We start from the raw sequence: 13,319 nt of genomic DNA, 5'->3' as shown, positions 1-13,319 counted from the left end.
AAAATAAAATTTGCTTTGTTTAAGTAACCCTATTGAAATCCATGAAAAATATATTGATATTACTACTAATGTGTTTTTATATTTTAAAATGATATAATTAATATGCTAATTAGCTAATAAAGAAAAAATATAAAAAGGAAGTACAAGAAATTATATTTAATGATAAGTGGAAGGCAGTAAAACATTTATTTTTAAGCGAAATAAATAATAAGTATAGCTCATCTTCAATAAATAATTTATTTTTATATTGTTATGAGATGATTATGTGTGAAAAGAAATTTGCATCAGTAGAATATATAAATGAGCATTATATGAATGATATAGATTTAAAAAATTTAGCTCAAATTGAAGATTATAATATGAATTATTATACTGAATGGTTTAAAAATAATATGGGTGTATCTCCAATTGAATGTCTCCAAAAGTTAAGAATTGATAAGAAAATATTAGACCAAAATAATTCAAGAAATATTCTAAATAAGTGCTAAAAAGTATCTGTATATGAGATAAGAATATTTTTACTGCATAGTATAATAATTTATAAATCAATAAATATCAATAATTTATTACCATTGAGAAAGGAATTGATATACTATGATAGATATTAAAGTTTCAGAAAAGCTAAAAGAAGTATGTCCAGATATTACATTAGGATGTATACAAGCAAGTGTAAAAGTGGAAAGTAGTAGTGAAAGCATATTAAAAGAAATAGATAAATATTGTGAAGATCTAATTAAAAAAATTTCTTTAGAAGATATAGCAAGTTTACCGAGAATAAAGGATGCTAGAGAATTATATAAAAAATTAGGCAAATCACCTAGTAAATACAGAGTATCTTCAGAATCTTTAATGAGAAGAATTTTACAGAAAAAAGGACTTTATAAAATAAATAACATTGTAGAAATTAATAATTTAATATCTTTAAAATCTGGTTTTTCGGTAGGGAGTTATAATATAAACAATACACAACCTCCAATATGTTTGACTATAGGGAAAGAAGGACAAAAATATAAAGGTATTGGTAAAGATCTTATAAATATTGAAAATCTGCCAGTATTATCGGATGAGATATCTACTTTTGGTAGTCCTACAAGTGATTCAGAAAGAGCAATGATAACTAATGATGTGAGTGAGATAATTATGTGTATTTATTCTTTTAGTGGAAAGCAAGAAATAGAAGAGTATTTAAAATACGCAAAAGAATTATTAGAAAAGTATGCAAGTGCAAAAAACATTTCGATTAAAGTAATTAGCTAATGAATTAAGGTGTTGGTAGAAATACTAACATCTTTTTTAGTATAAAATTAAAAGGGGGAAGTTAAGTTGATTTTGTAAGATTATTTAAAATAATAAAAAGAGTGTAGATAAGCTTGTTTTTACACAAATCTATCTACACTCTCATACTTAGATATTTCTCTCTATATAAATTTACTTATCAGATTTATATTTACATACACCATTTATATAAGTTTCATGTACATTTAAATTATTATCTATAACTATAAAATCTGCATCCATACCTTGGTCTATACAACCACATACATCATTAATATTACAACTTAAAGCAGGTACATATGAAGCCATTTTTATTGCCTCTTCTAAAGTTGCTATATTCCAATCAATTACATTTTTAATAGCATTATTCATTGTTAATACGCTTCCAGCCAAACTTCCGCTACTTAATCTTGCAACTCCATTTTTTACATTAACATCGAACTTCCCAAGAATATACTCACCATCAGGCATAGCACCAGCTCTCATACAATCTGTAATCAAGGCAATATTATCTCTAGATTTAATATCCATCATTATTTTAGCAGCAATAGGGCTTACATGATGTCCATCGCATATTAGCTCTGCATATGTATCTTTTAATGCCATAGCTGCTCCAACCATTCCAGGTTCTCTATGATTTAATGGGCTCATACCGTTATATGTGTGTACAAATATTTTAGCACCTGAATTAACTACTTTCTCGGCTTGTTCAAATGTAGATGAACTATGCCCAAGTGCTATTGATATATTGTTTTTAGTAGCATATTTAGTAAATTCTACTGCACCTTCACGTTCTGGGGCAATTGCTATTTTCTTTATTAAGTTTCCTGATTTCTCTTGCCATTTTTTTAGGATATTAATTTCAGGGTCCTTAAAATATTTTTCATTCTGGGCACCTTTATGTTTTTCAGTAAAAAATGGACCTTCTAAGAAAATTCCTTGTATTTTTGCGCCCTCAACTTTTTTGTAATTATTACTTATATTTTCTATAGATTCACTTAGTGTTTCTATAGAATCAGTCAAAGTTGTTGGTAGAAAAGAAGTTACTCCATATTTTAGTAATCCTTTTGAAATTGTATTAATAGCCTCAAATGTGTTATCCATAACATCTGCATTTAAAAGACCATGTATGTGAGTATCGACTAAACCTGGAGCAATATACTTACCTGAGTAATCTATGATATTGTCATTAACATCTGGTTTTTCTTTTTGAAATTTGCCAAATTTACCATCAATTATACTAAGGTATCCTTTTTCCTCTATACCATATTTCATAAAAAACTTATCTGCATAAATAAAATTTTTCAAAGTTGATCCCCCTAATCATATTATATTTGGTATGTTTCTTATCTCAAATGTCTTATTTTATATACAAATTTATCACTTCTAGCAACGCTTAGAGTAAATTCAATAACTATATTATTATCATTATATGTAGTACGAAGTAACTTTAAGCATGCTGAATCTATTGGTACTTCCAATAGCTCCGCCTCTTTATCAGATACTATACCTGCAGAAAATTCCTCATCAGCCACCTTGATAATTTCTCCATAGTCTTCTCTAAATATTTCATATAAAGGTTTTTGTATAACTTTTTCTTGTGTTAATCCCGCAAACTCTCTCATAGGAAGATATGTTCTTTCAAGCATCATAGGAATATTATCTGCAAGTCTTAGACGCATTATTTTTATTATTTTTTCGCCAGGGTTTATACCTAACTTTTCAGCAAAATATTTTGTACTTTCTACTATCTCAAAGGATAATACTTTTGTACTTGGATTTTTTCCTTGAGCTTTCATATGATCAGTAAAGCTATAACTATCCATTAAATTTTGTGAATTTTGATTAAGTGCAGCTACGAAAGTTCCTTTTCCATGTCTTTTGTATATATACCCCATATGTTCTAAGTCAGCCATGGCCAATCTAACTGTGGTCCTACTTACTCCGTATTCATCACAAATTTTTCTTTCTGATAGCATCCTATCATTAGGCTCCATCTCATTTTCGATTTTATTTCTTAGTATTTCAACTAATTGATCATATATTGGTCTTTTATCATTTCTGTTTATCATAAAAATTTTAATCCTCTCTAAGTGGTTATTACCACATTTTAATTATAAAATGAGCAACTATTTCTGTCAATGAATAAAGTATAGAGATAACTGAGCAAGGAAAATTATTAATTTATGCTAAAACTACATAGTATTGACAAAAATAATAAAATAATTTATATTCAAAGTGGTAGTAACCACATTGAAGGTTATAGATTAGGGGTTTGTATATTAATAAAAGGAGAAGTAATTATGATTACGACAATAACATTCAATCCATCTATAGATAGAATGTATAGAGTAAATAGTATAAATATAGGTGAAGTTCAAAGAGTAATAAGTACAAATGCAACTGCTGGAGGAAAGGGTCTAAACGTAACGAAAGTATGCAAAATTTTAGGAGAAAATCCGCTAGCTATGGGATTTATAGGGGGATTTAATGGAGCATTTATAAAAGATGAACTTAGAAAATTAGGTATAAAAAACAAATTTACAGAAATAAAGCAAGAGACTAGAAATTGTTTAAATATAATTGAAGATAATAAGGTAAGTACAGAGTTCTTAGAAAAAGGTCCAATAATAGGAAATAGTGATTTAGAAAAGTTTGAAAATGATATAAAAGAAGTAATAAAAGATACTAAAATACTAATAGCTTCAGGTAGCTACTGTCAAAATATGCCGCTAGATTATTATGAAAAGATAGGTCATATATGTAGAGAAAATAATATAAAATTTATATTAGATACATCAGGAGAACCATTAAAAATAGCACTAAAATCAAAACCATATTTAATAAAACCTAACACAGATGAAATAAAACAGATATTAAGAACCAATGTAGAATCAAGAGATGAGGTTATATCTGCGGGGAAAAAACTTCTTGAAATGGGAGCACAAAATGTGTGTATATCTCTAGGAAAAGATGGAATGATTTACTTAAATGAATATGGAGTATATGAAGCAAAAGTACCAAAGATAGAAGCTGTGAATACTGTAGGTAGTGGAGATAGTACAATAGCTGGATTTAGTGTAGGTATTTTGAGAGGATATGAAGTAGAAGACTTGCTTAAACTTTCGAATGCTTGTGGTATAAGTAATGCTCTTAACATAGAAACTGGATTTGTAACTTTAGAAGAAGTTAAAAAATATCAAGGCTTAGTTAAAGTAACAAAATTAAGTTAGTAAAATCTGAGATAAATAGGTTCATAATAATTATTTTTAGCATATTTTTATAATTGTAAACTTAATTATAATTAAAGCATAAAGTTTATAAGGAGAGTAATATAAACTTTTTCTTATTGACAAAAAATTCAAATTAATTTATATTTGGATTATTGGTAATTACCACTTGGGAGAGAATAAAATAGTTTAAGTATGATATATATTTTTTTTAAAAATAACTGGTTATAACCTTATTACCAGATTTAAATTTGAAAATATGAAAGGGGAAAGTAATATGTTTAAATTAGAAGAACAAAAGTTACAAGATTTAGGTGCAATAATAACAACAACAGAAATAAAGCAACAACCTGAGTTATGGTTAGAAGCTTATGAAATATATAAGGATAATAAAGAGCAATTAAATAAGTTTATAGAAAATATAGGTAATAAGCATGGACAATTTAGAGTTATATTTACAGGTGCTGGAACTTCAGCTTATGTAGGAAATTCAATACTTCCATATCTTAAAAATAAAAATGATATAAGAAAATGTATAATTGAAGCAATACCTACTACAGATATAGTTTCTAATCCATATGATTACTTAAAAAAGGATGTACCAACATTATTAGTTTCATTTGCAAGAAGTGGAAATAGCCCTGAAAGTTTAGCAGCTCTAAATTTAGGAAGACAAATTGTAGATAATTTTTATCATTTAGCTATAACTTGTGCTCCAGAAGGAAAACTTGCTCAAGTAACTAAAAATGATGAAAATAATTATTTATTATTAATGCCATCAAGATCAAATGATAAAGGTTTTGCTATGACAGGAAGTTTCTCATGCATGATGTTAACTGCAATGTTAATATTTGATAACTTAGAAGAAGATGTAGAGAAATCTTATATAGATGCAATAATAGAAATGGGTAAAAATGTATTAGATAGAAAAGATGAAATACACGAGTTAATAAATAAAGATTTTAATAGAGTAGTATACTTAGGATCTGGAGGTCTAGGAGGATTAACACAAGAAGCACAGTTAAAGTTATTAGAACTTACAGCGGGGAAAATAGCTACAGCATATGATTCTCCTATGGGATTTAGACATGGTCCAAAGTCGTTCATTGATGAAAATACACTTATATTTGTATTTGTATCCAATAATGTATACACAAGAAAATATGATTTAGATGTTTTAGAAGAAATAAATGCAGATAAAATTGCTAAACTTACTTGTGCAATATCAGTAGAAAATGAAAATAATTTCTCAGGTACAACATTTGGATTTGAAAGAGAATACGATAAATTACCAGATGCATACCTTGCATTCCCATATGTATTATTTGCACAAACTATATCACTATTTGCATCAGTAAAATGTAATAATAAACCAGATACACCATCGCCAACAGGGACAGTAAATAGAGTAGTAAAAGGTGTAATAATACACGAATATGAGAAGTAAGAAATTGAAAATTTATAAATATTTAGATTAAAATTAGGGGGTATAAATATGGCATTAGTAACGACAACTGAAATGTTTAAAAAAGCACAAGAGGGAAAATATGCAGTAGGGGCTTTTAATGTAGAGAATATGGAAATGGTAATGGCTGTTATAGAAGCTGCAGAGGAACTAAATTCTCCAGTCATACTACAAACTACTCCATCTACTGTAAAATATGCAGGTCTTGACTATTATTTAGCAAATGCAAAAGTTGCAGCAGAGAGAGCGAAAGTACCTGTAGCAATGCATCTAGATCATGGTTCAAGTTTTGATCTTGCAATGAGGGCTTTAAGAACAGGTTATACATCAATAATGATAGATGGTTCCCATCAAAGTTTTGAAGAAAATATATCATTATCAAAAGCAGTGGTAGAAGCTTGTAATCCATCTCTTATACCAGTAGAAGCTGAACTTGGAAAAGTTGGGGGAAAAGAAGATGATCTAGATGGTGGAGAAGGAAGTGCTCATACAGATCCACAAGAAGCAAAGGAATTTGTTGAAAGAACAGGAGTGTCTTCATTAGCTATAGCCATAGGTACAGCACATGGTTTATACAAAGGAGAACCTAAAATAGATTTAGATAGATTATCAGAAATTAAAAAATTAGTTTCAGTACCATTAGTATTACATGGAGGATCAGGAATACCTGATGAAACTATAAAAGAAACTATAAGAAGAGGTATTGTTAAAGTTAACTATGCAACTGAATTAAGAATTGCATATAGTAACGGTGTAAAAAAAGTTTTAAGTGAAGATCCTGAAGTTATAGATCCAAAGAAATATGGAAAAGCTGGACTTCAATCAGTAAAATCATTTGTAAAAGAAAAAATGGTTGTATGTGGGTCTATAAATAAAGCATAAAAATAAAAATATCCTAGATTTATTTTAGATAAATCTAGGATATTTTTATTTTTGAAAAAGGTATGTCATTTATTTAAATAATGGTATAGTTTTTTCATATAATTGTTGAAAAATATCGGCTTTTATTGGAAAAAGATTGAAGATATAATTAAAATATAATAAAAAACAAACTATAGGTTTTATTGTTGTATCAAACATATATTTTATTATGATATATTAAGATACATAAATTTCGCTATAAATATAGAAAAGATCGACTTTTTAAAGAAAGTGTTTTCAATTCATAACATTATTTAAAAGTATAAAAATAACTGAGGGAGGTGGGTATATGAGAGAGCGTGTTATTCTTGAATGCTTAAGAAACAGTGGTGACTATCTAAGTCTAGATTATTTTGCAGATAAGCTAGGGGTATCTACTAGAACTATTAGAAATGAAATTAAGAATATAGAAAGTGTAGAAGAACGCAATGGTTTTAAATTAGAATACAAGACTAGACTAGGATATATTTTAAATCTTAAAGACCAAGAAAAGTTCGAGAATTACCTAAAAAACTTACCCTCATATTCAATTGAAAATCCAGAACAACGGATAGAATCTATAATAGTAGAACTATTAGTAAATGAAGGTTACAAAACTATAGATCAGCTAAGCAAAAAATTCTTAGTAAGTTCATCTCAAATTAAAAATGATTTAAAAAAAGTAGATAAAAAGCTAAGAGATACAGAATTGAAGTTAGAGCGTAAGGCTCATTATGGAATTAAGATAGAAGGTACTGTTAAATCAATTCAAAAAATATTAGTAGAAAATTATTTTAAAGAAAATAGAAATATAACGGAATATAGAGATAAATTTATAGATGATTTCAAATTAGATGATATTAGAAGCACAATAAAAAATGTACTTAATAAGCATGATTTGGAAGCAAACCTAACGGAACTTGAAGAAATATTAGCTCAAATTGTTACTTTATATATAAGGGTCAATTTGAGAGTATTAGAAAATATTAATGAATTAAAGTTAGATACAGAAGATTTAATAATAAATGATTTACTAGATAAAATTTTTAAAGACAAAAAATATTATCTTACTTATGAGGAAAATGATTACTTAAAGCAACTTATAAAGCTAAGGACTAAAGATAAAAAAGCTACCATAATGAATGCTGACAAAAGTAAACTTCAAGATATAATATACGAATTTTTTAAAGGTATAGATAAAAAATATAGTACTAGTTTTTTAGAAGATAAAGAATTCTTTAATTTACTTTATTTACATATCGCGTCTTTAATAGAACGTGTAAAAAGGAATCATAACACAAAAAATCCTTTTTCGGTGAAGATAAGTCAGCAATATCCAACAGTTTTTAATTTAGCTATTCAACTTTCCAAAGTTATAGAAAGTGAATATCAGATAAAGATAAGTCAAGAGGAAATAGGTTTTATAGCCACTCATATAGCTGTACCATTTGAGAAAAGAGAAGAAGCTAGTTTTAATCAAAAATATAAAATAGCAGTAATATGTTCATCAGGAGGGGGAAGTGCATTTCTAATAAAATTAAGATTAAGAGAAATTTTTCCAAATGCTGAAATAAAAAACTTTTCTTTGTTAGATGAAGAAGAAGTAGTATGTTTTGAGCCAGACTTGATTTTTTCAATAACAAATCCACAATTCAAAACAAATGCTCCAGTTATACTTATAAATGAAATTTTAGATGAATTAGATTATCTAAATATTAAAGAAAGTGTACGATTTGCAGACCAGATAGGGAGTTTGTCAAATCCTAAGAAATATATATTAAGTCTGTTTAATAAAAATCATTTTAGATGTATAAAAGAAAAAATTGATTATAAAGATATTCTTGATAATATGTCACAGTGTATAGTTGATGAAGGTGCTTGTTCTCCAAGTTATCCTCAAGATGTATGGGAAAGAGAAAGTTATTTAAGTACCATTTATACAAATGGGGTATCAATACCTCATCCAATTGAAATGACAGGTAATAAAAATATAATATCAGTAGCTTTGGTACACTCTGATATTATTCATGAAAATAGAAAACCAAAAATTATTTTTATGATTTCGCTAATAAAGGGAAATCTAGAGCTTCACAAACAAATATCTAAATACTTAACTAAGATTATGGCAGATAAAGATATAGTAGATATGCTAAATAGATCACAATCTTATGAAGAGTTTATGTATAAATTAAAAATCTACATAGGGGGGTAGATATGAATATAGATTTTTTTAAGAAATTATCAGAAGCAGATGGGATAGCCTCTAATGAAGGAGAAATTAGAGAAGTCTTATTAGAAGAGTTGAAAGATTATAGTGATGAAATAGTATGTGATGGATTAGGGAGTATAATTTTTTCTAAGATAAAAAATGAAAAAGCACCAAATGTAATGATCTGTGCTCATATGGATGAAGTAGGGTTTATGGTAAGAAGTATAGATAAGCTTGGTATGATTCATTTAATAACAATAGGAGGAGTAAAACCTCTTGCACAATTCACACAAAAAGTTAGAATCACTACAAGCGAAGGGAAGAAAATCCCTGCTATCATAAATGGAACATATAATGATGGTAAAGTTGAGAAGGTGTATGCAGATGTTGGAGCATATACAGCAGAAGAAGTATACAATTTAGGTATTCAAGTTGGGGACATGGTAACATACACTACTGATTTTGAAGAATTTACTTTAGAAAATAGATTAGTAGGTAAGGCCTTTGATGATAGAATTGGATGCTTTGTAATGGGAGAGGTCTTAAAAAGACTAGAGAAAAAAGATATAAATTGTAATGTTCATTTTGCAGCTACGAGTAGTGAAGAAGTTGGTATAAGAGGTGCAAAAACAGCAACTCAGTTAATAAATCCTGATGTAGTATTTGTAATAGATGTAGCATGTGCTAAAAATGAATTTTTAAGAGATCATACAAATCAAAAACAAATAGATAAAGGCATAATGCTAATGCATAGAGATAGAACCTTAGTTCCAAATAGAAAAATGATAAATTACATAATAGAAACTGCTGATAAAAACAATATACATCTTCAACATGATATGTTTGAATCAGGTGGAACTGATGGTGGAGAGGCACATCTTATAAATGAAGGTAAACCTTGTGCAGTAACTTGTGTCCCAGTTAGATATGGACATTGTGCATTTTCTATAGTAAGTAATAAAGACTTAGAAGCTATTATAGAGTTGTATACTCAGTTAATTTTAAATTTTGATGAAGAAAGATATAAAAATATAAAGAATTTTATTTAAAAGGAGAATAAAAAAATGTCAACAGAAATGCAAATAATGGAGCTTATATCAACGGCAGGTGACAGTAAAGCAAAAGCTTTCGAAGCTTTAAAAAAGGTTAAGGAAAAGGATTTTGAGGGAGCAAGAGCATTAATAAATGAAGCTCGTAAAATAGATATTGAGGCTCACAGAATACAAACAGAATTAATAACTCAAGATTTAAATGAAGATGTTGAAAGTCCAGCAATGAGTCTTTTAATGGTTCATGCTCAAGACCACTATATGACTTCTCAATTAGCAAAAGATTTAATAGAAGCTTTAATAGAAGTTTTTGATAAGTAGTAGATAAACAAATTAATTATACAAATACTCCTTTAGAAAGGCAAGCTTTCTAAAGGAAAATAAAAAATATAAACTTTAGGAGGAATTGTTATGAAAATATTATTATGCTGTGCAGGTGGATTCTCTACAAATATGTTAATGCAAAATATGAAGAAGGTAGTAAAAGAAAGTGCTAAACTTGATGAAAACGATTTCGAATTTACCGCGATACCAGCAGATTCAATAGAAAGTCAAGTTGATGAGTGGGATATAGTACTTATAGGACCTCAAATATCTCATAAGTTAGACTTCTTAAAAGGAATATTAGATCCAAAAAATAAACCTTATGCAGTAATAGATAAAGATGTTTATGGAAAAATGGATGGAGCTACAGTTATGAAGTTAGCTTTAGTAACTTATAAAAAACATCAATTAGCTCAAGGATAATAAAAATAGTATAGGGAAAAGGGGATTAAATATGTTTGCTAAGTTTGAAGCGTTTATGAATCGAGTATTTATGCCTTTAGCTCACAAGGTTGACAATCAACGTCACCTTGGGGCTATAAAAGCTGGTATGGTTGCTATGACGCCATTCACAATACTGGGGAGTATATTTGCAATACTTCCAGCACTTCCAAATATGCTTGGAAAAAGTAATCCAATAAGTCAATTTATATTAAAAAATGCAGCAGTATTAGATTTACCAGTAAGTCTTTCTATAGGATTAATAGGATTATATGCCTGTATGTGTATTGCCTTTAACTTAGGTAATTATTATAAATTATATATACCAGGTTGTGTTACACTTGCAACTTTCTCATTTTTATTCTTAGTAGCAACTTTTACACCAGATGGTGCATTAGAATTAGGAAATCTAGGTGCTAAAGGTCTATTTACAGGTATGATAGCAGGTCTTGGATCTGTAGAGTTATATAACTTCTGTAAGAAAAAGAATATTACAATAAGAATGCCAGAAGGAGTACCAGATTTTGTATCTAAATCTTTTGAATTAATACCAACTACTATTATAGTTTGTGGTACTTTCATAGCAGCTCGTTTTATTTCATTAGCTGTATTTGGAGAATTACCTCCACAAATACTTACTCAATTCCTATCTCCGTTAGTAGGAAGTATGGATAATCCATGGGCAGTTCTTGCACTTAACTTTGCTATATGTACTATATTCTTCTTTGGTATACACTCATCAGTATTTAAGCCTTTAACAGGACCTATAATGGTTACATTTATAGCTGAAAATATAGCAGCAATGCAAGCAGGAGAAGCAATACCTCACTTCTTTACAGGAGGGGTTTCAAGTGCATTCTTCGGATTTACAGGTTGTGGTATTAGTATAGGATGTGTAGTAGCTTGTATGTTATCTAAAAACCAAACTTATAAGAAGATAGGACGTGTATCATTATTCCCAGCATTATTTGGAATAAATGAACCAATATTATTTGGTGCTCCAATAATATTAAACCCAATAATGTTTATACCACATGTATTTGGTGGAGCTATAATAGGTACATTACCAATGTTTCTTATGCACTGGGGATGGCTAGCAAAACCAGTATTTGACCCTCCATATGTAGGAGTATTCTTAGAAGGATTCTTAACTAATGGAGATTGGCGTTCTATAGTAGTTAATGCTTTACAATTAGTACTAGCAGTTGCGCTATATTGGCCATTCTTCAAGATAATGGAACGTCAACAAGAAGCTAAGGAACAAGAAGAAGCTAAAAATGCAGCTAAGAATATATTCTCTAAAGAAGACGAAGATTTATTAGGAGATTTAGAATTAGATTTCTAATATTTTATTATGGATAATAGAGTAAAAAAAATAATAGATTTAATTGAAGAAAGAGGCGTTGACGCTCTTTTAATTAAAGGGAAAAATAATAAAAGATATATAGGAGCATTAACCGGTAGTGGTGTTTATGTGCTTATCACAAAAGAACAAAAATATCAAATTCTAGATGGTAGATATACTGATGAAGCAGATAAGAAAACATCTGGATTTATAAAAAGGGTTGTATCTCAGGGATCTTATATAGAAAATATAATTGAATTGTTAGAAGAAATGAATATAAAAAATATAGCAATAGAAAGCCAAACTATGAGTATACAAGAGTATATTTTATTAGATAAGGCAGGTTTTAATATTAACTTAATAACTAACGAATTAGGTAAAGTAAGAGCTGTAAAATCTAAAGAGGAAATTGAGCTTATTAAAAAAGCTTGTGAGATTACAGATGAAGTATTTAGTGAGGTCATATCTGAAATAAAAGAAGGTATGACTGAACTAGAAGTTTCAGCCCTACTTCAATATCATGCACTTAAAAAGGGTGCAAGTGGCATGTCATTTGAACCAATAGTAGTATCTGGTGAAAGGGGAGCAATGCCACACGGAAGACCTACAACTAAAAAATTAAAAAAAAATGAAGCTATAACAATAGATTTTGGTGTTGTTTACCAAGGATATCAATCTGATATGACTCGTACAATATCTATAGGTAAGCCACCTAAAATTATTCAAGAAATATATGATGTAGTTTTAAAAGCACAACTATCGGCAATAGGGTCAATTAAACAAGGTATGAAAGCTAGTGATGTTGATAAAATTGCTAGACAAATTATAGAGAATCATGGATTTGGTGATTATTTTAACCACGGATTAGGTCATGGAATAGGTCTTGGTGATGGGGAAGTGCCAACACTAAACCCAAGAAGTGATGATATTCTAACAGAAGGTATGGTAATGTCCTGCGAGCCAGGTATTTATATTCCAGATGTAGGGGGAGTTAGAATAGAAGATGATATTGTCATAATCGATGGTAAAGGTATTTCACTTAATAAGACATCTAAGGACTTTATAATATTAGGAGAGTAAA

13 protein-coding genes are annotated in these 13,319 nt (G+C 28.7%); 11 read left to right on the top strand and 2 right to left on the bottom strand.

Features of this window, described 5'->3' with window-relative positions; all coding sequences use genetic code 11:
- Positions 1-263: 263 nt before the first annotated feature.
- Positions 264-488, top strand: coding sequence for a helix-turn-helix transcriptional regulator (locus I4U66_RS05315; RefSeq protein ID WP_195581504.1), 225 nt, complete (start codon positions 264-266; stop codon positions 486-488).
- Positions 489-594: 106 nt separating this feature from the next.
- Entirely contained in the window at positions 595-1,257 is a 663-nt protein-coding gene (locus I4U66_RS05310) for a B3/B4 domain-containing protein (protein ID WP_195581505.1), read from the top strand.
- Between the two features lie 171 nt (positions 1,258-1,428).
- Here I4U66_RS05310 and nagA read toward each other — a convergent pair whose 3' ends face one another.
- Positions 1,429-2,583 (bottom strand): N-acetylglucosamine-6-phosphate deacetylase, encoded by a 1,155-nt coding sequence (nagA, locus tag I4U66_RS05305; protein ID WP_195581506.1) that lies wholly within the window; start codon positions 2,581-2,583, stop codon positions 1,429-1,431.
- Between the two features lie 38 nt (positions 2,584-2,621).
- On the bottom strand, positions 2,622-3,347 hold the full coding sequence (locus I4U66_RS05300) for a GntR family transcriptional regulator (protein WP_166504776.1): 726 nt from the start codon (positions 3,345-3,347) through the stop codon (positions 2,622-2,624).
- Positions 3,348-3,578: 231 nt separating this feature from the next.
- Between I4U66_RS05300 and pfkB the strand changes: the two genes are divergently transcribed.
- The 9 genes from pfkB to I4U66_RS05255 all read left to right on the top strand — a co-directional run bounded on the left by pfkB (position 3,579) and on the right by I4U66_RS05255 (position 13,318).
- Complete coding sequence (gene pfkB / locus I4U66_RS05295) at positions 3,579-4,508, top strand: 1-phosphofructokinase (RefSeq protein WP_195581507.1); 930 nt, start codon at positions 3,579-3,581, stop codon at positions 4,506-4,508.
- 274 nt (positions 4,509-4,782) lie between these two features.
- Positions 4,783-5,952, top strand: coding sequence for an SIS domain-containing protein (agaS, locus tag I4U66_RS05290; protein ID WP_092922732.1), 1,170 nt, complete (start codon positions 4,783-4,785; stop codon positions 5,950-5,952).
- Positions 5,953-6,000: 48 nt separating this feature from the next.
- Positions 6,001-6,852 (top strand): class II fructose-1,6-bisphosphate aldolase, encoded by an 852-nt coding sequence (gene fba, locus I4U66_RS05285; RefSeq protein WP_092922735.1) that lies wholly within the window; start codon positions 6,001-6,003, stop codon positions 6,850-6,852.
- A 328-nt stretch (positions 6,853-7,180) separates the two neighbouring features.
- Positions 7,181-9,082, top strand: coding sequence for a BglG family transcription antiterminator (locus I4U66_RS05280; RefSeq protein ID WP_195928577.1), 1,902 nt, complete (start codon positions 7,181-7,183; stop codon positions 9,080-9,082).
- A gap of 2 nt (positions 9,083-9,084) precedes the next feature.
- Positions 9,085-10,128 carry an aminopeptidase gene (gene ypdE / locus I4U66_RS05275; protein ID WP_092922741.1) on the top strand — a complete coding sequence of 348 codons (1,044 nt, stop codon included), beginning with the start codon at positions 9,085-9,087 and terminating at the stop codon, positions 10,126-10,128.
- A 15-nt stretch (positions 10,129-10,143) separates the two neighbouring features.
- Positions 10,144-10,449, top strand: a complete 306-nt coding sequence (locus I4U66_RS05270; RefSeq protein ID WP_092922744.1) for a PTS lactose/cellobiose transporter subunit IIA — start codon at positions 10,144-10,146, stop codon at positions 10,447-10,449.
- 90 nt (positions 10,450-10,539) lie between these two features.
- A complete protein-coding gene (locus I4U66_RS05265; RefSeq protein ID WP_092922747.1) occupies positions 10,540-10,875 on the top strand; it encodes a PTS sugar transporter subunit IIB in 336 nt (111 codons plus the stop codon).
- 31 nt (positions 10,876-10,906) lie between these two features.
- Positions 10,907-12,238, top strand: a complete 1,332-nt coding sequence (locus tag I4U66_RS05260) for a PTS sugar transporter subunit IIC (protein WP_092922750.1) — start codon at positions 10,907-10,909, stop codon at positions 12,236-12,238.
- A 9-nt stretch (positions 12,239-12,247) separates the two neighbouring features.
- Entirely contained in the window at positions 12,248-13,318 is a 1,071-nt protein-coding gene (locus I4U66_RS05255) for a M24 family metallopeptidase (protein WP_195928576.1), read from the top strand.
- Position 13,319: the final 1 nt, after the last annotated feature.

Source organism: Romboutsia sp. D33t1_170424_H2 (genome assembly GCF_015669105.1).
GTDB classification, from domain to species: domain Bacteria; phylum Bacillota; class Clostridia; order Peptostreptococcales; family Peptostreptococcaceae; genus Romboutsia_C; species Romboutsia_C hominis.
This window is presented reverse-complemented; position numbering and strand designations above follow the sequence as displayed.

What these genes read in the sequence shown, in the direction of transcription:
- I4U66_RS05310 (WP_195581505.1), top strand. Translation starts at nt 595, where the DNA reads ATGATAGATATTAAAGTTTCAGAAAAGCTAAAAGAAGTATGTCCAGAT.
- ypdE (WP_092922741.1), top strand. Translation starts at nt 9,085, where the DNA reads ATGAATATAGATTTTTTTAAGAAATTATCAGAAGCAGATGGGATAGCC.
- I4U66_RS05280 (WP_195928577.1), top strand. Translation starts at nt 7,181, where the DNA reads ATGAGAGAGCGTGTTATTCTTGAATGCTTAAGAAACAGTGGTGACTAT.
- I4U66_RS05315 (WP_195581504.1), top strand. Translation starts at nt 264, where the DNA reads ATGTGTGAAAAGAAATTTGCATCAGTAGAATATATAAATGAGCATTAT.
- I4U66_RS05300 (WP_166504776.1), bottom strand. Translation starts at nt 3,347, where the DNA reads ATGATAAACAGAAATGATAAAAGACCAATATATGATCAATTAGTTGAA.
- I4U66_RS05255 (WP_195928576.1), top strand. Translation starts at nt 12,248, where the DNA reads ATGGATAATAGAGTAAAAAAAATAATAGATTTAATTGAAGAAAGAGGC.
- pfkB (WP_195581507.1), top strand. Translation starts at nt 3,579, where the DNA reads ATGATTACGACAATAACATTCAATCCATCTATAGATAGAATGTATAGA.
- agaS (WP_092922732.1), top strand. Translation starts at nt 4,783, where the DNA reads ATGTTTAAATTAGAAGAACAAAAGTTACAAGATTTAGGTGCAATAATA.
- I4U66_RS05260 (WP_092922750.1), top strand. Translation starts at nt 10,907, where the DNA reads ATGTTTGCTAAGTTTGAAGCGTTTATGAATCGAGTATTTATGCCTTTA.
- fba (WP_092922735.1), top strand. Translation starts at nt 6,001, where the DNA reads ATGGCATTAGTAACGACAACTGAAATGTTTAAAAAAGCACAAGAGGGA.
- I4U66_RS05270 (WP_092922744.1), top strand. Translation starts at nt 10,144, where the DNA reads ATGTCAACAGAAATGCAAATAATGGAGCTTATATCAACGGCAGGTGAC.
- I4U66_RS05265 (WP_092922747.1), top strand. Translation starts at nt 10,540, where the DNA reads ATGAAAATATTATTATGCTGTGCAGGTGGATTCTCTACAAATATGTTA.